Source organism: Microbacterium flavum (assembly GCF_018717645.1).
In the GTDB taxonomy this organism is placed as follows: Bacteria; Actinomycetota; Actinomycetes; order Actinomycetales; family Microbacteriaceae; genus Microbacterium; species Microbacterium flavum.
In genome coordinates this window covers 12,209-29,941 of sequence record NZ_JAFLHG010000003.1, presented here as the reverse complement: position 1 = coordinate 29,941, position 17,733 = coordinate 12,209, and the positions used below count along the sequence as shown (strand labels likewise).

Below are 17,733 nucleotides of genomic sequence, written 5' to 3'. Positions count from 1 at the left end.
GCTCCGCCGCCAGGATTCGAACCTGAACCTCACAGCTCCAAAGGCTGTCGTGCTGCCGTTACACTACGGCGGACCGCACCCCACGAGACGGCGGGTATGCCGGTCCAGTCTGCCAGTCCGTGACGCGGAGGGCCGCATCGGAGCATCTCAGGCGAGCATGAGGAAGAGCTTCTCGAGCTCGTCGGCGGTGAGGCCCTCGTCCGTCGCGGCGCCGTCGGGCTCGGCGAGGCAGTCTCGGAGCGCCGTGGACACGATGGCGAACCCGGCGCGGTCCAGGGCGCGTGAGACGGCCGCGAGCTGCGTCACGACGTCTCGACAGGGCTTCCCTCCCTCGACGGCGGCGATCACCGCGTCGAGCTGGCCGCGGGCGCGGCGAAGCCGATTGGCGATCTTGCGCTGTGCGTCCGGGTCGTGCGACACGCCGGACGCCGGTCCCGTCTCGCTCATCGGCCGAACAGACGCGAGAGGAACCCGCCGCCGACCTCGGCGGCATGACCGGGGCAGCGCTGGGCGACCGGGACACCCCGCATCACCTGGTCGACGTGCTGGCCGCAGCCGGACCACGTCGTCTTGCCGCAGGTTCGGCAGGTCACTGCTGAGCACATGGGACTTCTCCGCTTCTCTTCGAGATCGTGAGCACGGTCACGGGTGGACCAGGGATGCCGAGCGCCTTCCGGCGACTCCGGGACCGAAGGCGAGCACGTCATCGCCCCGATCGCCGAGCACCGCGCGCAGCGTGAGCATGCCTCCGGAGAGGGACGCGGAGTCGAAGCCCGCCTGGACGAGCACGCGGTGGGCGATCGCGGACCGCACGCCCGACTGGCACATGACGCGCACGGGCCGACCGGCGGCGGCGGCGCGCACCTCGTCGAGTCGGGCGCGCAGCGCCGTGTGCGCGATCGTCAGCGCGCCGGGCAGATGTCCGGTGGCCACCTCGGCCGGGGTGCGCACGTCGAGGATCAGCGCACTGCCCGCGACGTCGTCGAGCTCCTGCGCGTACCAGAGCCGGAGTGCGCCGGTGCGGACGTTCTCCCCCACCATGCCGATCATGTTCACGGGGTCCTTGGCGGAGCCGTACGGCGGGGCGTACGCGAGGTCGAGGTCGATGAGATCCTCGACTCCCCATCCTGCGCGGATGGCTGTCGCGAGCACATCGATCCGCTTGTCGACGCCGTCGGCGCCGACCGCCTGGGCTCCGAGCAGCAGGCCGTTGTCCCGGCGGACATGGGCGACGATATGGATCGGCGCGGCCCCCGGGAAGTAGCCGGCGTGCTGGCCGGGGTGCAGATGCAGAGTGTCGGCCGCGATCCCCGCCGCGGCGAGCGCGCTCCGATTGGCGCCGGTGAGTGCGACGGTCAGGTCGCCGACCCGGACGATGGCCGTGCCGACCGGCTGCGGGATCGGACGCGCCCGCTCGGGGCGCAGGATCGCGTCGGCGACGAGTCGTCCCGCGCGGTTCGCGGGCCCGGCGAGGGCGACGGGACGGACGGCGCCGGTCACGGCGTCGACGGATGCCGTCGCATCGCCCACCGCGTACACGCCGGGCAGGGACGTGCGTCCGTGCTCGTCGACGACCATCGCGCCGCGCACGCAGGCGACCCCCGCCGCCTCGAAGACGGCGGTGTCGGGGCGCACGCCCACCGAGAGGACCACGAGATCGGCGTCGAGCCGGGTGCCGTCGTCGAGGACGACGACATCGGACTCCTCCCCTGACTCGATCGCGGTCGCCGCGGTGCCGACGCGCACATCGATGCCGAGCGAGCGCAGCTCGGCGTCCACCAGCGCCGCCAGCTCCTCTTCGAGCGGCGGGAGCACATGCGAGGCGAACTCGACGACCGTGGTGTGAAGGCCCCGATGGGCGAGCGCCTCGGCCGCTTCGAGGCCGATGAACCCCGCGCCCAGGACGACAGCGCGGCGAGCGCCGCCGTCGACGCGCTCCCGCAGCGCGACGGCATCCTCCACGCTGCGCAGCGTGCGCACGCGCGGCGAGGCGAGGCCCTCGATCGAGGGCGTTGCCGCGACGGCGCCCGGCGCGAGCACGAGCGCGTCGTAGGAGAGCGTGTCGATGCCTGCCGCGCTCACGACGGTGACCGTCTTCGCGTCGCCATCCACCGCCGTCACCTCGTGACCGGTGCGGACGTCCAGGGCGAGCGCGGCCTGCAGTGATGCCGGCGTCTGAACGAGGAGCGCGGACTGCTCGGCGATCTCGCCCCCCACGAAGTACGGCAGGCCGCAGTTCGCGAAGGAGACGTGCGCGCCCCGCTCGAGCACGACGATCTCGGCGCTCTCATCGAGCCTGCGTGCCCGTGCGGCGCAGCTCATGCCCCCGGCGACGCCTCCGACGATGACGATGCGCATGCGTGTCCTCCTTCTCCGATCGAGACGACCAGGATACCCCCGGGGGTATCCTTCTCACAAACTCGGCTCGGAGCATCGCGATGGGCGTCGCGATAATGGGGAGATGAGCACCGAGCACGACGAAGTCGACCGCATCGTCGGCGCCTGGGGCATCCAGCGCCCCGACCTCGACTTCTCCCCGCTCGAGGTGCTCTCCCGGGTCGACCGGCTCTCGCGCCACCTCGACCGTGCGCGCCGTGAGGCCTTCCGCCGCAGCGATCTCGAGCCGTGGGAGTGGGATGTGCTCTCCGCTCTCCGCCGCGCCGGCGAGCCGTATCAGCTGAGCCCGAAGCAGCTGCTCCAGCAGACCCTCGTCTCCAGTGGCACGATGACCAACCGGATCGACCGACTGGTGGGCCGCTGCCTCGTCCGCCGAGAGGCCGACCCCGCCGACGGCCGCAGCGTGCTCGTCACGATCACCGACGACGGCAAGACGCGCGTGGACGCCGCGATCACCCGCCTGGTCGACGCCGAGGCGCTGCTGCTCGGGGTCCTGCCTCGCCCGGACCGCGAGCGTCTCGCCGGGCTCCTGCGCAAGCTGTCACTCGGGTTCGACAGCTGAGAAGACCTCTCAACTTCGCAGATATATTGCAATCTGTTTATATGTCTGCTTTCCTCAAGACATGGACACCGAGCCGGGGCTCGCCGAGGCGGCGGAGCTGTTCAAGGTGCTCGGGAACGCATCGCGGCTGACGATCCTCCGGATCATCGGCGACGATTCGTCCACCGTCGGCGCCCTCGTGGCGGCGACCGGGATGTCCCAGCCCCTCGTGTCGCAGCACCTCCGGACGCTGCGACAGGCCGGACTCGTCACGGCGAGCCGATCGGGCAAGGAGATCGGCTACCGCCTCGCCGACCTCCACGTGGCGCACGTGATCGCGGACGCGGTCACGCACGCGCAGGAGCCGACCCTCCCCGACGACCCCGACATCCACCTCGACACCCCGCTCACTCGCGAGTGAGCACCCGAACCGTGAAGGACGCATCATGACCACCGAGATCCACGCCGAGCACACGACCGACGAGCACACCCACGGCGAGAACTGCGGCCACGAGGCCGTCGCGCACGAGGACCACGTCGACTACGTGCACGGCACCCACCACCATGCGCTGCACGGCGATCACTACGACGAGCACGAGTCGGTCGCCGAGCACACGGTCGCCGACCACGCGCACGGCGAGGACTGCGGCCACGACGCCGTCCCGCACGAGGACCACGTCGACTACGTGCACGACGGACACAAGCACGCCGCCCACGGCGACCACTACGACGAGCACTGAGCGCTCGCCCGCTTCCTCCGACGGCGGGCCGGTGAGGGATCCCCTCGCCGGCCCGCCGTCGTCGTCCCCGGCTCAGCCGAAGGTCGCCGCGCCGGCGCGGGGCCGCGGCATCCGGAGCCCCGCGCCGGCGACGGCGATCACCGAGACGAGCACGAGCGCGAGCGCCGGGGCGAGGGTCGTCCAGGGCGCCCGCTCCACGTAGTCGATGCCCTCCGCCAGCAGCAGCCCCCACTCCGGCGTCGGCGGCTGGGCGCCGAGCCCGAGGAAGCCGAGCGACGCGAGCGCGAGGGCGATGCCGGGCAGCCGCAGCATGCCGTGCCGCCCGAGCGCGGGGAGCGCGGTGGGGACGACGTGGCGCAGCGTCACGACGGCCGGAGGCATCCCGAAGACGGGCAGCCACCGCACGTAGGGCATGGCGCGCGCTTCGGCGAGGAGGCTCTGCGCGTGCGCGGCGAGCGGGGGCCAGCTCACCCACAGCACCGCCACGACCGCTCCCCCGGCGCTCGGACCGACGAGGGCCGCCACCAGGACGCCGGCGATGATCGGCGGCGTCGCGTTGGCGATGTCCACGGGCCCGGATGCCGCGGAGCCGGCGAACGCGATGAGCAGTCCCACGACGATGCTCGCCGCGACGATCAGGAGCGCGGGTCCGAAGGTCCCGATCGCGCCGTGCGCGACCCGGGCGAGCACATCCCGTCCCGACGCGTCGGCGCCGAACGGCAGCACCCAGGACGGCGGCGCCAGCCGCGGGTGGGCGCTCGAGTAGGGATCGCGGACGAGGCCCGCGGCGACGATCGCGAGGAGCAGCGCGCTCGCGGTGACGAGGGACACGAGCGCCACCCGGTCGCGCGGACGATGCTCGGGCGGCGGCGCGAGGGCGCCGGAGGGAAGGGGCCCGCCCCACGCCCACAGCCGGAGCACGCCGAAGACGATCCCGACCGCGATCGCCGCGAGCGCGACGAAGAGGAGCCCGGCCTGGAGCGCGGGGAGGTCCTGCGCGTTCGCGGCGCCGAGCAGATACCGGCCGAGGCCGGGGATGGCGAAGATCTGCTCGACGGCGACGGCTCCACCCAGGATGCCGACGAGGACGAGCCCGATCTGGTCGACGACCGCGGCGACGGCACGTCGGAGCACGCCGCCGAGCACGACGGCGCGCGGTGCGCCCGACAGCCGCCACGTGTGCGCCCAGCGCTCGGTCGCGACGCCGGAGATCGCATCGACCAGGAGCCGCCCGATGAGGCCGCCGGCGGGGATGCCGAGCGCAAGGGCGGGAAGGACGACGTGCACCATCCCCTGCCAGCCGTACGGAGGGAACAGGCGCAGCTGGACGGCGAACACGACGAGCAGCGCGCTTGCGAGGAGGAACTCCGGCATCGCCGTGAGGACCACGCCCGCGGGGCCCGCGCCCCGGACCGGGCGGTCGCGGAGGACGCGGGCGCACGCGGGCGCGACGAGGGCGACGGCCACGACGAGCGCGACCGCGAGGGCGAAGGCGGCGAGGGTCAGCGACACCCCGAACGCCGCTGCGGCGCCCGGGCCGACGGCGCCGCCGCTCACCCACGAGGCGCCGAGGTCGCCGCGCAGCACCCCCGACCACCAGCGCGCACTGGTGGCCAGGGGGCCGCCGTCGAGCCCGAGCTCGGCGCGGATCGCGTCGAGCGCCTCGGGCGTCGGCTCGAGCTCGGCGTAGCGGGCCCGCAGGATCGACGCCGCGGGGTCGCGCTGCGACAGCCACGGCAGGGCCCCGGCGATCGTCAGCAGCACCCCCGCGGCGAGGATCCGCGAGACGAGCGCCGCCGTGTCAGCGCGACGCATCGCCCGTCGCCGCGGCGTCGATCCACGTGTCGATCGTGACGAGCGCGCGTTCGCGCGGGTCGCGTGCGGCGTCATGGACGCGCGCGGACTCGCCCTGGACGACGCGCTCGTGAAGCAGCGGCACCGCGGCATCCGTGGCGAGGATCGTCGCCTCCGCCGCGAGGATCGCGGTCTGCCGCGGTGTGCCCGGCTCCGTCCGGGACGCCGTGGAGATGGCCTCGTCGACCGCGGGGTCGCACAGCTGAGAGATCGAGAAGCCGCCGCCGCAGGCGAAATCCGCCTCGAAGTAGGCGACCGGATCACCCGAGTCGAGGACCGTCGCCCGCGACAGGAGGAACGCGTCGAAGGCGCCCGCGAGCGCGTCGGCCTCGATGAACTGGTACTCGCGGACATCCTGCGTCACGACGAAGCCCGCCGCCTGCAGCTGCTGCGCCACGAGCACCGCGACCTCGGGGAGCTCCGCACGGTCGGTGAACGTGCCGAGGGTGATCGGGACGCCGTCGACCTTCGCGGGCGTCGCACGCGTCGCGAGGATGTCGCGGTACGCGGGGGTCCCCCGGCCATCGACGGTCCACGCGAGCGCCGGTCCGAGAAGACCCGACGCCTCGTCGGCGCGCCCCTCGTAGACCGACGCGATGATCTGCGCGCGGTCGATCGCGTCGCGGGCGGCCGCCCGCACGGCGGAGTCGGCGAACGGGCCGCGTGCCGCGTTCAGGTACAGGGTGTTCGTGCGCGGCATCGGCACCTCGTGCACGAGCGCGGGGTCGACGGTCTCGACCTGACCGGCGGGGACGGCCTCGACGATGTCCGCGGCCCCGGTGCGCAGGGCCGCCGTGCGGGCCGTGCCGTCGGGGACGAACGCGACATCGATGCCCGCGAGCCGGGCCCGACCGCCCCAGTAGCCCTCGAAGCGGTCGAGCGTGGCGCCGCTGATGCCGTCGACCGCGACGAGCTCGAACGGCCCCGTGCCGGTGCCGATCGGCGACACCGTGTCGCCCGTGTACGCGGAGGGGGCGAGGATCGACAGCTGCGGGCTCGACAGGCGCTGCGGAAGCAGCGGATCGACCTCGGTGGTCGTCACGACGACCGCGTCGCCGTCGGCCGTGGCCTGCAGGCCGACGCCCTTCAGGATGCGCGGGACGGGGCTCGCCGCGGCGGCGTGCTGGAGGGCGCCGGCGACCGCATCGCCGGTCAGGAGGGTGCCGTCGTGGAAATGGACGTCGGGACGGATCTCGAAGCGCCACGTGGTGTCGGAGGTCTGCTCCCAGCGGGTCGCGAGGCCCGGCTGCGCGACCGCGTCGTCGTCGAGGGTGACGAGCGTCTCGGCGGTGCTCCAGCGCGACAGCTTGAAGGCGTCGTCACTCAGCGGCGACAGGCCCGAGCGCGGCGGCTGGAGCATCGCGAGGGAGACGCGCTCACCGGACGCCGCGTCGGAGGCGGGGCCGGCGGAGAAGCAGCCGGCGAGGCCGGGGAGCAGGAGCACGGTCAGGGCGGCGGCGGCGATCCTCGGGGATCGTCGGTGAGTGGTCCGGGTGGTCCGGGTGGTCATGGTGGTCCTTTCTGAGGTGGGGGTGGAACGCGGGGGTGCGTGCGCCGATGCACGCGAAGACGAGACCGGCAGCGGGAGCGAGGGCCGCGACGAGCCAGGCGGCGACGAGGCCGTGCGACCCCGCGACGGCACCCGCGAGAGAGGACGCGCCGAGCGCGAGAAGGCCGCCCGCCGACGCCAGCGCGCCCAGGCGTGTCGCGCGCCGGGCCGGACTGCCCTCGGCCACGAGCGACTGCGCCGAGGGCGTGGCGAGCATGACCGCGATCGCTGTGCCGATGGTGGCCGCCGCGGCGGCCAGGGCGAAGCCGGCCGAAGCGGGGACCACAGCGGATACGGCCCCCGCCACGACGGCGAGGAGCGCCGCCGCGAGACCGAGGACGACCGCGACCGGGCGCGACAGCCGCTCGGCGAGCCGCGAGAGGGGCCATTGGAGGACGAGGATCGTGAGCGATAGGAGGATCGACACCGCCCCCACCCATCCCCCGCCGATGCCGCGTGCCGACATCCCGAGCGGGAGAAGCGAGAAGAGCTGGGTGTAGACGGCGAGCACGGTGGCCGCCCCGGCGGCCGAGAGAAGGGTGCCGCGCCCGTGCGTGCGCACTGCGGCCTGCACCGCGGGCGATGTCGCGATCGCGGGTGCGGCGACGCGCGGCATCCGCGCGGGCAGCAGCCGGATGAGGGTGGCCAGCGCGACGACGAACAGCAGCGCAGCGCCGAGCACGACCGCGACGGCGTGACCCGGCAGGAGGACCGCGCCGATCACCGCTCCGACGATGCCGCCCGCCTCGCCGGCGAGCGCGAGGGCGGCGAACGGCGTGGGCCCGCGGCGGCGGGCGGATGCCGCGGCATCCCGGCGCGCTGCGGCGACCTCGCGCGCTGCGGCATCCTGCGTGCCGATGTACGCGTCGACCGCCGGGGAGAACAGCGCGCCGGCGACGCCGATGAGGAGCACCGCCACGACGAAGAGTGCCGGTGACGGGGCGAGCGCGAGCAGGACGAACCCGCACGCGCGGACCGCGCACCCGGCGAGGAGGAGCGTCCGCGGCCCGAACCGGTCGGCGAGCGCGCCGCCCACGATGAAGAGCCCCTGCTGGACGGCGACGCGGGCACCGACGATCGCGCCGATCGCCGCGGGACCGAGCGCGAATCGATCCCCGGCGAGCACCGCGAGGAAGGGGACGACGCTGGAGAACCCGACCATGAAGACCGCCTGCGCCGTCAGGATGACGCGCAGGCGCGATCGCGCGCTCACCCGGCCGCCCGGGGCGCGACGATCTCGCGCCGGTCGTCGCAGCGGGCGGCGAGGGAGGCATCGTGCGTGACGATCAGCAGGGCGGTCCCGAGCGTGGCAGCGAGCTCGAGCACGGCGACGGCGACGGCGTCCGAGGTGTGCCCGTCCAGGGCGCTCGTCGGCTCGTCGGCGACGATCAGTGCGGGCTCCAGGGCGACGGCGCGAGCGATCGCGGCGCGCTGCGCCTGGCCCCCCGACAGCTCGCCCGGGCGGCGATCGAGCAGCGCGGGGTCGAGGTGGGCGATCTCCGCGGCACGGACGACGCGCGCCGCGGCCTCGCGCCCCGTGGCGACGTCGAGGCGCCGCAGCGCGGCGGCGATCTGGGCGCCGACGGCGCGGCTCGGGACGAACGATGCCGAGGCGTCCTGCGGGATGCCCTGGACGAGTCGGCGACGGTCCCGCGGGGGGCTGCGGCGGGGATCGGTCCAGGGCGCGCCCTGGATGCGGACACTGCCCGCGGCCGGGCGGCGGAGGCCGAGGACGATCTCGGCGAGCGTCGACTTGCCGGCGCCCGAGCGACCCGTCAGCGCGAGGCTCCGCCCCGCCTCGATCGAGAGGTCCGTCGGGGCGAGGGCGAGCGTGCGCGCACGTCCGGCGCCGTGGGCGAAGGACACGGCGCGGACCTCGAGGACGGTCATCCGCCGCCTCCCGGCGCCAGAGCGGCGACCGGACCCGCGAGGGTCGAACCGGCGCGCGCTGAACACGCGATCCCGGACTCCGGCGGCGGCGCGGGGATGTCGCGGACGATCCGCCCTGCCGCGACCTCGAGGCGGCGCGCCGACAGGGCGTCCGCGACCTCCGGGTCGTGGGTGGAGACGACGAGGGTCGGGGCGGTGCGCGTCTCCGCGCCGAATGCCTCGAGTACGTCCGTGAGGAGCCCGAGGACCTCGTCGCGGGTCTGCGGGTCGAGCGCGCTCGTCGGCTCATCGGCGATGACGAGTGGGGCGCCGGTCAGGACGGCGAGTGCGATGGCGGCCCGTTGCGCCTGGCCGCCGGAGAGCTCGGCCGGCCGGCGACGCGCGAGTCGCGGATCCGTCAGCCCCACGCGTCCGAGGACCTGCGCGACGCGCGCGGCATCCGCGCCGGTGACGGCGCTCAGCTGGTGCGGCACCTCGAGCAGCGGAGGCGCGACGCCGGGGGCATGCACGCGCACGCCGACGAGAGTGAGCACGGCGGCCTCCATCGCGGTGATCGGGCCATCGCGGAGCAGCCCTGTTATTGATTACCATTATCAGTAACAGGGCTGCCGAGAGCAAATCCGCCGCGGCCTCGGACGGGCCCGCGCAGGGTGACCGCGGTGCGCCGACGCGGGAGGCAGCCGGCTCAGCCGAGCAGCTCGGACAGCTCGAACCAGCGCTCCTCGAGCGCCGCGATCTCGGCCTCCTGCTCGCCGATCGCCCGCATCTTCTCGCCGAGCCCGGCGTAGTCGGACTGGTCGTGCTCGGCGAGCGCGGTGCGCGCGGCGTTCACCTGATCGGTGAGCTTCTGGATGCGCCGCTCCGCGGCCGCGACCTCCTTCTGCGCCGCGCGCAGCTGAGGCCCGGCGAGGCCGGGCGTCGCCGCGCCGTTCCCCCCGCTGGCCCCGGCGCCGCCCGCCCCCGCCGGCGTTCCGGCGGGGGCGGCGGCGACCTGCGCCGCGCGCAGCCGCAGGTACTCGTCGATGCCGCCCGGGAGGTGGCGGAGCCGTCCGACACCGTCGGGCCCGGCGAGGACCGCGTACTGCTGGTCGGTGACGCGCTCGAGGAAGTAGCGGTCGTGGCTCACGACGAGGAGGGTGCCCGCCCACGAGTCGAGGAGGTCCTCGATCGCGGCGAGCATGTCGGTGTCGAGGTGGTTCGTCGGTTCGTCGAGGATCAGCACGTTCGGCTGATCGAGGAGGATCAGCAGCAGCTGCAGGCGGCGCTGCTGCCCGCCGGAGAGGTCCTTCACCGGCGTCGAGAGCTGCGCGGAGCTGAACCCCATCTTCTCCAGCAGCTGGCCGGGCGTGAGATCGGCGGCTTTCGAGCCCGTGCCGATCGTGTAGCTCGTCCGCAGGCCCGCGATGACGACGCGGACGGGATCGTTCAGGTGCGGATCGAGCTCGTCCATCCGCTGCGTGAGCGTGGCGACCTTCACGGTCGTGCCGCGCTTGACGCGCCCGCTGGTCGGAGTGACCGTGCCGGCGACGAGTCCGAGGAGCGTCGATTTGCCGGCCCCGTTCACGCCGAGGATGCCGGTGCGCTCCCCCGGCGCGATACGCCACTCCACGTCCCGCAGCACCGCCGTCCCCGCCCCTGAGCCTGACTCCGCGACCCCCGGGCCTGTCGAAGGGTAGGTCACCCCGGCATCCAGCAGGTCGACGACGTCCTTTCCCAGCCGGGAGACCGCGAGCGACTGGAGCGAGACCTTGTCGCGGATCTCCGGGACATCCTCGATGAGCACGTTCGCGGCGTCGATGCGGAACTTGGGCTTCGACGTGCGGGCGGGCGCGCCGCGGCGGAGCCAGGCGAGCTCTTTGCGAGCAAGGTTCTGCCGGCGCTGCTCGATCACCGCGGACTGCCGGTCGCGCTCGACCCGCTGCAGGATGTAGGCGGCGTAGCCGCCCTCGAAGGGCTCGACGATCCGGTCGTGGACCTCCCATGTCGTCGTGCACACCTCGTCGAGGAACCACCGGTCGTGGGTGACGACGAGCAGGGCGCCCGCGCCCCGGGACCAGCGCGTCTTCAGGTGCGTCGCGAGCCAGGCGATCGCCTCGACGTCGAGATGGTTCGTCGGCTCGTCGAGCGCGAGCACGTCCCAGTCGCCCACGAGGAGGCGCGCGAGCGCGACCCGTCGGCGCTGGCCGCCCGACAGGGTGCCGAGAGCGGCATCCCACGGCAGGTCGGCGACGAGACCGGCGATGACCTCGCGCGTCAGCGCGGACCCGGCCCACTCGTGCGCGAGCGCGTCGCCGACGACCGCGTGACCGACCGTCTCGTCGTCGGGCAGCACCTCGCCCTGGTCGAGCACGCCGATGCGCACGCCTCCCCGCACCGTGACCCGTCCGCTGTCGGGCTCGAGGCGGCCGGCGAGCATCGCGAGCAGGCTCGACTTGCCGTCGCCGTTGCGGCCCACGATGCCGATGCGGTCCCCCTCGTCCACGCCGAGGGAGAGGGAGTCGAAGACGACCTTGGTGGGGAACTCGAGATGCAGCGTTTCGCCGCCGAGGAGGTGTGCCATGTCCCTCCCAGGCTACGCGAGCGGATGCCGCGTACGGATCGCCGTCCGGCGCCGGGACCGGGAATCCCGGTGACCGGAGTTCCGGATGCCGTTCGCGAGCCGGACGGTCCCGCGCTCGAGCCGGTCGTCAGTACCAGAAGCTCAGCCGCGGGGCCGTCACGGTCTGGAACAGCCGGGCGATCCGCTCGGGGTCGTCGGCGTCGAGGCGCCCGGCCCGGGCGAGCGTGACGGCGGAGACGCCGCCCAGCAGCAGGGCCGACAGCTCGACGATGCCGAGCCGCACGAGCGGCACGCCCACGGGCGGTTCATCGACCACGTCGACGTCGGCGACGCCGGTGGAGTCGGTCGTGAGGACGAACGTGCCGTCGGCGATCTCGAGCGGGTCGGCGACCTCGAAGGCGACGGTGTCGGCGACGTCGAACGAGCGCGCCCGCAGCATGGCGGGAACGTCGAGGATGCGCACGTACTGGTGGTCGCGCAGCGTGATCGTCGCGGCGCGCTGATCGGCGATCATCCACCACAGGGGCTCGTCGGGGGCGAGCTCGGATGCCCGGATCGTCGCGACGAGATCCATGGACAGCAGGAACCGCCACAGGGCCGCATAGGCCTCGTCCGTCGCCGCGAGCAGGAACGCGACGTCGAGGGTCGACGCCGTGAAGTCCTCGGTGTCCTCGGTGACGCTGTAGAGCACGAGGCCGTCGACCTCGCCCCCCGCGGAGCGGTACTGGGCGACGCGCGTGCGCCCCGGCTTCTCGGCATCGGGCCGCAGACCGAAGAAGCGCTCCCAGTGCCCGCCGGGCATCGAGATCTCGCCGGGAGACGCCCGACGGATGCGTTCGTGCAGGGCGGGCGCGAGGTCGCGCCCCTGCGCGCGGGTGACGAAGTCGATGCGGCCCGCGGGGTCAGCCGGCCGAGGTCCGATCCAGCGGGCGCGGCGCACGTCGAGCCGCCAGGATGCCGCAGCGGCCGCCGGGGCGAATCCGAACCGTCCGTAGATCGTCGACTCGCTCACCGTCAGCACGGCGGCGGGCACGCCGAGCCCCGCGGCGGTGCGCAGCTCTCCGGCCATGACGGCGCTCAGAATGCCGCGGCGCCGGTGGGTCGGCGCGACGGTCACGGCGCTGATGGCGGATGCGGGCACCGCCCCGCCGGGAACGGTGAGCTCGGAGACCCACGACGCGAAGGTCGCCACGGGCAGGTCGGGCTGGGGGCCGGCGGCGTCGTAGACGCCCACCTTTCGCCGCGTGGGAGCGGAGACGGCGGCGAAGCCCTCGTGCTGCTTGTCGTCGGGCTCGCCTTCGAGGAATCCGCGCGCGACGGCATCGTGCCAGCGGTCCAGATCGGCGCGGGCGGTGTCGTCGACGACCCGCGCGCCGAGACCGTGCGCGGCAAGGGACGTCGTCGTCGCTGCGTCGAGGGGCGCTGCCCGGAACTGGGCGGCGAGATCGGTCATGATGCTCCGTTACTCGTGTGGAGAGGGTGGGGATGGGGGGAAGTGGTTCGTCGCGCTGCTGCGACCGGATCAGCGCGCGAGCACGCGGGCGCCGGGGACCGGGCCGTGGGCGGGGAGGGCGGCGTGGCCGTCGGCGCCGAGCGCTCCGGAGAGGGCCGCGGCGGCATCCGGCCCCTCGGTCAGGAACGCGACGGTGGGGCCGGAGCCCGACACGAGCCCGGCGAGGGCCCCCGCGGCGCGGCCCGCCGCGAGGACATCCGCCAGATCGGGCCGCAGCGACAGCGCCGCCTGCTCGAGATCGTTGCGCACGCAGTCGGCGAGCGCGACCGGGTCGCCGGCGCGCAGCGCCTGCAGCACCGCCCGGTCGACCTGCGGCGGGCCGACCGTCGGGGCGATGTCGGGCACCGCCCGGAGACGGTCGAGTTCGCTGTAGACGGCGGGCGTCGACAGGCCGCGCGTGTTCGTGACGAGCACCCAGTCGAACCGCCCGCGGGCGAGGGCGGGGGCCAATTCATCGCCCCGTCCGGTGCCGATCGCCGTCCCGCCGAGGACGGCGAACGGCACGTCGGCGCCCAGCTCGGCGCCGAGCTCCTGCAGCTCCAGGGGGGTCAGCCGCCCGTCCAGCAGCTCGTTGACCGCGAGGAGGGCGGCAGCGGCATCCGCCGAACCTCCGCCCATCCCGCCGGCGACGGGCACGCCTTTGCGGACGTCGAGGTGGATGCCGCCGTCCCACCCGACGCGACGCGCCACCAGCCGCGCGGCGCGGACGGCGAGGTTGCTCTCGTCGAGGGGCACCCCCGACACGTCGACGTCGCCGGTCACGGCGATCGTGAACGCGTCGGAGGTGCGAGCCCACACGTCCTCGTACAGGGACAGCGCCTGGAACAGGGATGCCACGTCGTGGTAGCCGTCCGGCTGGACGTCGCCCACCGCGAAGAAGACGTTGATCTTCCCCGGGGCACGCACGTGCACCGATCGCGGGGCGGCGAGGGAGGTCACGCGGAGGCCGATTCCGCCCACAGATCGACGTCGATGGCGTCCGAGACCGCGTCGATCCGCTCGATCTCCTCGGTGGTGAACGCGGGTCCGTCGAGGGCGGCGAGGTTCTCGTCCAGCTGCTCCGGCCGCGACGCGCCGACGAGCGCCGAGGCGACGACCGGGTCGCGCAGGACCCACTGGATCGCCATCTGGGCGAGGCTCTGGCCGCGCTCCTTCGCGATGACGTCGAGGCTGCGGAGCGCGGCGAGGGCGTCCTCGCTCAGACGCGTGCCGGGCAGGGACGAGCGGTGCTGCGCCCGGTCGGCGGTGCCGTCGCCGAGGTACTTGTCGGTGAGGAGCCCCTGCGCCAGCGGGGTGAATGCGATCGCCCCCATCCCCTCCTGGCGCAGCGTCTCGGTGAGTCCGTCCTCGACCCAGCGGTTCAGGATCGAGTAGGCCGGCTGATGGATGACGAGGGGCGTGCCGAGGCTCCGCGCGATCGCCTTCGCCTCGGCGGTCCGCTCGGCGGAGTACGACGAGATGCCGACGTACAGCGCCTTGCCCTGACGAACGAGGGTGTCCAGCGCTCCGATCGTCTCCTCCAGGGGCGTCACCGGATCGAAGCGGTGCGAGTAGAAGATGTCGACGTAGTCGAGGGACATCCGGCTCAGCGACTGCTCCGCGCTGGCGAGGAGGTACTTGCGTGAGCCGAGGGTGCCGTAGGGGCCCGGCCACATGTCCCAGCCGGCCTTCGAGGAGATGATGAGCTCGTCGCGGTACGGGCGGAGGTCTTCGCGCATCATCCGACCGAAGTTCGTCTCCGCGGATCCGTAGGGCGGCCCGTAGTTGTTCGCGAGGTCGAAGTGGGTGATCCCCCGATCGAACGCGTGCCGCAGGAGCGCGCGCTGATTGTCGAAGGGGATGTTGTCGCCGAAGTTCCACCACAGACCCAGGGAGATCGGCGGCAGGTAGAGGCCGGTCGACCCGACCTGGCGGAAGGATGCGTCGGTGTAGCGGTCGCCGGAGGCGGTGTACGGGCGGTGGATGTCTCCGCCGCCGGTCGGGGGGAAGCGGTCGTCGGTGTCGGTCACCCATCCAGGCTAGCGAGCCCGGAGGCGTCGCGGCGGAAACCTCGCGGTAACGCGGAGCGCTTAGGGTGGGCTCATCGGAGGACACCCGCGCAGAGTCGACGGAGGATGCACCGCTGCCCGTACGACGATTCCCCCAGACGACCCCGCGAGGAGCCCGCGATGACGAGACTGACCGCACTGGCTGCGCACCCCCACCCGTGGACGACGCTGCTCGCTCGCGATGACGTGCGCTGGGTGGACGGTGTCCTCCACCTCGTCCACGATGACCTCACGCCCCACCAGGCGCATACGGCCGACCTCGTCCTGATCGCCGACGCCCTGGCCGCGGCGCACGTGGATCCGCTGCTCGTGCGCCACGATCGGCGCACCCCCGCGATCGTGATCGCCGAGGCGGACGCCCCGGCCGCATTCGCGGCGATCGGTGGGCTCGCCGAGCATGAGCCCCTCTACGTCAAGCCGCGGGGCGGATCGCTCCGGCTCGCCGCCGAACTGCCGGGAGCCGACCGCGCGCCCGCGTCGCTGCGTCTGTTCCGGCCGCGCATCGCGACGGGAGGGTCGCTTCGCTACGGACTCCCCGAAGCCGTCCGCGTCGAGGTCTGGGCGACGCGCGACGGCCTCGTCCACGCGCCGCACGCCAACGCCCTCACCCGCCGCGTCTTCGCCGTGGACGACCTCGTCCCGGCCACCGTGCGCCGCTACGGGCGCAGCTGGCGGACGGTGGCGGGGATGTTCGACCCGCAGCCGGGCGAGGTGACGGCCGACATCGACATGGTGTTCTCGTGGGTGGACGGGTCATCGAGCCGATTCCAGCAGCAGCGCGCGGCCCAGCTCGAGAAGTACGTCGTGGGGCGGGGCGATGACGGCCCCGCACGCTATCGCCACGTGGACGAGCTGCGCTACGCCCTGCGCAGCGTCCACATGTACGCCCCGTGGGTGCGCCGCATCTTCATCGCGACCGATTCGCCGCAGCCGGAGTGGCTGGCCGAGCACCCGCGTGTCACGATCGTGCGCAGCGAGGAGTTCTTCGCCGACCCGTCGGTGCTGCCCACGCACAACTCGCACGCCGTCGAGTCGCAGCTGCACCGCATCGACGGGCTCGCCGAGCACTTCCTCTACTCGAACGACGACATGTTCTTCGGGCGCCCCGTCGCCCCCGAGCTGTTCTTCACCTCCGGCGGCATCGCACAGTTCGTGGAGAGCAGCGTGCGCATCGGCAGCGGCCCCACGCGCCTCGAGCGGTCCGGCCACGACAACGCGCTCCGCGTGAACCGCGCGCTTCTGCAGGAACGCTTCGGACGCACGATCCTCCGCGACCTGGAGCACTGCGCCGTGCCGATGCGCAGGAGCGTGGCGGCCGAGCTCGAGCGGGAGTTCCCCGACGACTACGCCCGCACCGCGGCGTCCCGCTTCCGGGCGGCGACCGACATCTCGGTCACCAACAGCCTGTTCCCGCAGTACGCCCTCATGACCGGACGCGCGCTGGCCACGCGCCAGCCGCGCACCCGCTACGTCCAGACGACCCTCGCCTCGTCGCTGCGCGAGATGGAGAAGCTCGAGCGCCGGGGCGACGTCGACATGTTCTGTCTCAACGACGGCGGTGAGCTCGAGGTGCCGGAGGAGCTGCGGGTGCAGCGGCTGCGTGCATCGCTGGAGCGCATGTTCCCGATCGCAGCCCCGTGGGAGCGGGATGCCGTCAGCGCAGCACCGGCAGCGGCATCGTCGGCGGACCTGACCGACGGCGCACGCTGACGCCCGACAGACCGGCCTCGCTGAGGCGGCGCCGCGCGTCGTCGGGATCGATGTACTCCATGACGTGCTCGACCGCGACGGGCACGACCGAGTGCACGACGGTGTCGTCGAAGACGTGGATGAGGTTGTACGACTGGCCGCCGTCCTGGGGGCGCGTGCCGCCGACGGGGACGGTGAGATCCTGCGCGTAGCAGGTGGACGAGGCGACGGAGACGGGGATGCCGGCGAACGTCGCGAACGTCGAGTAGTGCAGGTGCCCCGCGATGATCGCGCGGACGTCGGTGCCGCGGAGCACGGACGCCAGCCGCGCCTGTCCACGCAGCTCGACGGTCGCCGCGAGTGCGAGAACGCTCGGGACGGGGGGATGATGCATCGCGAGCACCGTGCCGAGGGGCGCCGGGGTCGCGAGCACGCGTGCGAGCCAGGCGAGCTGGTGATCACTGAGCTCGCCATGGTGGTGGCCCGGCACCGAGGTGTCGAGCGTCACGATGCGCAGGCCGTCGAACTCCTGCACGCGGTCGACCGGGCTGAGATCGGATCCGTCCTCGCCCCAGAGCTCCGCACGGAAGGGCCCACGCGCGTCGTGGTTGCCCATCACCCACACGATCGGGGCGCCGAGCCTCTCGGCGAAGGGCTCCACCATGCGGCGCAGGTCGGCATAGGCCGCGCTCTCGCCGAGGTCCACGAGGTCTCCGGTGAAGACGATCGCGTCGGGGGCGACGCGGGATGCCTCGATGGCCGCGAGGGCCTCCTGGAGGTGCTCTGCCCCCGATACGACATCCCAGATGCGCGATCCTCCCGCCCGCAGGTGGGTGTCGCTCAGGTGCAGCAGGACCCGTTCGGGAGCGGGGTGCTCGGCCGTTCGCATGGGTCGAATGTTACCGGCATGTTTCCGAACGGAGGGTGAACGTGACGCGACATGTCGGGGTTC

Annotated in this window: 17 protein-coding genes and 1 tRNA gene; 4 read left to right on the top strand and 14 right to left on the bottom strand. The window is 73.5% G+C overall.

What is annotated here, in order from left to right; genetic code table 11:
• Position 1: 1 nt before the first annotated feature.
• The 4 genes from J0P97_RS03830 to J0P97_RS03815 all read right to left on the bottom strand — a co-directional run bounded on the left by J0P97_RS03830 (position 2) and on the right by J0P97_RS03815 (position 2,358).
• Positions 2–73, bottom strand: a tRNA-Gln gene (locus J0P97_RS03830).
• Positions 74–147: 74 nt separating this feature from the next.
• Positions 148–447 (bottom strand): metal-sensitive transcriptional regulator, encoded by a 300-nt coding sequence (locus tag J0P97_RS03825; protein WP_215486463.1) that lies wholly within the window; start codon positions 445–447, stop codon positions 148–150.
• Positions 444–605: a DUF8730 family Cys-rich protein gene (locus J0P97_RS03820; protein ID WP_504739345.1), complete on the bottom strand. Its 162-nt coding sequence runs from the start codon at positions 603–605 to the stop codon at positions 444–446. Before J0P97_RS03820 ends, J0P97_RS03825 begins: the two co-directional genes overlap by 4 nt.
• A 37-nt stretch (positions 606–642) precedes the next feature.
• On the bottom strand, positions 643–2,358 hold the full coding sequence (locus J0P97_RS03815) for an FAD-dependent oxidoreductase (RefSeq protein ID WP_215486462.1): 1,716 nt from the start codon (positions 2,356–2,358) through the stop codon (positions 643–645).
• A gap of 103 nt (positions 2,359–2,461) precedes the next feature.
• Here J0P97_RS03815 and J0P97_RS03810 point away from each other — a divergent pair, with 103 nt between their 5' ends.
• The 3 genes from J0P97_RS03810 (at position 2,462) to J0P97_RS03800 (ending at position 3,678) form a co-directional block, all read left to right on the top strand.
• The gene (locus J0P97_RS03810) at positions 2,462–2,959 is read left to right on the top strand and encodes a MarR family winged helix-turn-helix transcriptional regulator (protein WP_215486461.1); all 498 of its coding nucleotides are present in this window, start codon (positions 2,462–2,464) and stop codon (positions 2,957–2,959) included.
• 61 nt (positions 2,960–3,020) lie between these two features.
• On the top strand, positions 3,021–3,359 hold the full coding sequence (locus J0P97_RS03805) for an ArsR/SmtB family transcription factor (RefSeq protein ID WP_215486460.1): 339 nt from the start codon (positions 3,021–3,023) through the stop codon (positions 3,357–3,359).
• Positions 3,360–3,384: 25 nt separating this feature from the next.
• A complete protein-coding gene (locus J0P97_RS03800) occupies positions 3,385–3,678 on the top strand; it encodes a hypothetical protein (RefSeq protein ID WP_215486459.1) in 294 nt (97 codons plus the stop codon).
• A gap of 72 nt (positions 3,679–3,750) precedes the next feature.
• On the opposite strand, the gene J0P97_RS03795 is transcribed toward J0P97_RS03800, so the two are convergent.
• From J0P97_RS03795 to J0P97_RS03760, 9 genes are all read right to left on the bottom strand, one after another.
• On the bottom strand, positions 3,751–5,493 hold the full coding sequence (locus J0P97_RS03795) for an ABC transporter permease subunit (protein ID WP_215486458.1): 1,743 nt from the start codon (positions 5,491–5,493) through the stop codon (positions 3,751–3,753).
• Complete coding sequence (locus J0P97_RS03790) at positions 5,480–6,892, bottom strand: ABC transporter substrate-binding protein (RefSeq protein ID WP_246539783.1); 1,413 nt, start codon at positions 6,890–6,892, stop codon at positions 5,480–5,482. Before J0P97_RS03790 ends, J0P97_RS03795 begins: the two co-directional genes overlap by 14 nt.
• Before the next feature lie 16 nt (positions 6,893–6,908).
• Positions 6,909–8,294, bottom strand: a complete 1,386-nt coding sequence (locus J0P97_RS15480; RefSeq protein ID WP_308163407.1) for an MFS transporter — start codon at positions 8,292–8,294, stop codon at positions 6,909–6,911.
• Positions 8,291–8,971, bottom strand: coding sequence for an ATP-binding cassette domain-containing protein (locus J0P97_RS03785; protein ID WP_215486456.1), 681 nt, complete (start codon positions 8,969–8,971; stop codon positions 8,291–8,293). The genes J0P97_RS15480 and J0P97_RS03785 overlap by 4 nt, the downstream gene beginning before the upstream one ends.
• Complete coding sequence (locus tag J0P97_RS03780; RefSeq protein ID WP_308163406.1) at positions 8,968–9,504, bottom strand: ATP-binding cassette domain-containing protein; 537 nt, start codon at positions 9,502–9,504, stop codon at positions 8,968–8,970. The genes J0P97_RS03785 and J0P97_RS03780 overlap by 4 nt, the downstream gene beginning before the upstream one ends.
• 152 nt (positions 9,505–9,656) lie before the next feature.
• A complete protein-coding gene (locus tag J0P97_RS03775) occupies positions 9,657–11,531 on the bottom strand; it encodes an ABC-F family ATP-binding cassette domain-containing protein (protein WP_215486454.1) in 1,875 nt (624 codons plus the stop codon).
• 127 nt (positions 11,532–11,658) lie between these two features.
• Positions 11,659–12,984 carry a GNAT family N-acetyltransferase gene (locus tag J0P97_RS03770; protein WP_215486453.1) on the bottom strand — a complete coding sequence of 442 codons (1,326 nt, stop codon included), beginning with the start codon at positions 12,982–12,984 and terminating at the stop codon, positions 11,659–11,661.
• A gap of 69 nt (positions 12,985–13,053) precedes the next feature.
• Positions 13,054–13,983 carry a 4-(cytidine 5'-diphospho)-2-C-methyl-D-erythritol kinase gene (locus tag J0P97_RS03765; protein WP_308163404.1) on the bottom strand — a complete coding sequence of 310 codons (930 nt, stop codon included), beginning with the start codon at positions 13,981–13,983 and terminating at the stop codon, positions 13,054–13,056.
• On the bottom strand, positions 13,980–15,053 hold the full coding sequence (locus J0P97_RS03760; protein WP_215486452.1) for an aldo/keto reductase: 1,074 nt from the start codon (positions 15,051–15,053) through the stop codon (positions 13,980–13,982). Before J0P97_RS03760 ends, J0P97_RS03765 begins: the two co-directional genes overlap by 4 nt.
• A 159-nt stretch (positions 15,054–15,212) precedes the next feature.
• Between J0P97_RS03760 and J0P97_RS03755 the strand changes: the two genes are divergently transcribed.
• Complete coding sequence (locus J0P97_RS03755) at positions 15,213–16,802, top strand: stealth family protein (RefSeq protein ID WP_215486451.1); 1,590 nt, start codon at positions 15,213–15,215, stop codon at positions 16,800–16,802.
• Here the strand turns inward: J0P97_RS03755 and J0P97_RS03750 are convergent.
• Positions 16,747–17,670, bottom strand: a complete 924-nt coding sequence (locus J0P97_RS03750) for a phosphodiesterase (protein WP_246539769.1) — start codon at positions 17,668–17,670, stop codon at positions 16,747–16,749. The two genes, J0P97_RS03755 and J0P97_RS03750, sit on opposite strands and share 56 nt — an antisense overlap.
• Positions 17,671–17,733 lie beyond the last annotated feature (63 nt).

Coding starts and splice junctions, on each gene's coding strand:
- J0P97_RS03825 (WP_215486463.1), bottom strand. CDS start 447: ATGAGCGAGACGGGACCGGCGTCCGGCGTGTCGCACGACCCGGACGCA.
- J0P97_RS03820 (WP_504739345.1), bottom strand. CDS start 605: ATGTGCTCAGCAGTGACCTGCCGAACCTGCGGCAAGACGACGTGGTCC.
- J0P97_RS03815 (WP_215486462.1), bottom strand. CDS start 2,358: ATGCGCATCGTCATCGTCGGAGGCGTCGCCGGGGGCATGAGCTGCGCC.
- J0P97_RS03810 (WP_215486461.1), top strand. CDS start 2,462: ATGAGCACCGAGCACGACGAAGTCGACCGCATCGTCGGCGCCTGGGGC.
- J0P97_RS03805 (WP_215486460.1), top strand. CDS start 3,021: ATGGACACCGAGCCGGGGCTCGCCGAGGCGGCGGAGCTGTTCAAGGTG.
- J0P97_RS03800 (WP_215486459.1), top strand. CDS start 3,385: ATGACCACCGAGATCCACGCCGAGCACACGACCGACGAGCACACCCAC.
- J0P97_RS03795 (WP_215486458.1), bottom strand. CDS start 5,493: ATGCGTCGCGCTGACACGGCGGCGCTCGTCTCGCGGATCCTCGCCGCG.
- J0P97_RS03790 (WP_246539783.1), bottom strand. CDS start 6,892: ATGCTCCAGCCGCCGCGCTCGGGCCTGTCGCCGCTGAGTGACGACGCC.
- J0P97_RS03785 (WP_215486456.1), bottom strand. CDS start 8,971: ATGACCGTCCTCGAGGTCCGCGCCGTGTCCTTCGCCCACGGCGCCGGA.
- J0P97_RS03775 (WP_215486454.1), bottom strand. CDS start 11,531: ATGGCACACCTCCTCGGCGGCGAAACGCTGCATCTCGAGTTCCCCACC.
- J0P97_RS03770 (WP_215486453.1), bottom strand. CDS start 12,984: ATGACCGATCTCGCCGCCCAGTTCCGGGCAGCGCCCCTCGACGCAGCG.
- J0P97_RS03755 (WP_215486451.1), top strand. CDS start 15,213: ATGACGAGACTGACCGCACTGGCTGCGCACCCCCACCCGTGGACGACG.
- J0P97_RS03750 (WP_246539769.1), bottom strand. CDS start 17,670: ATGCGAACGGCCGAGCACCCCGCTCCCGAACGGGTCCTGCTGCACCTG.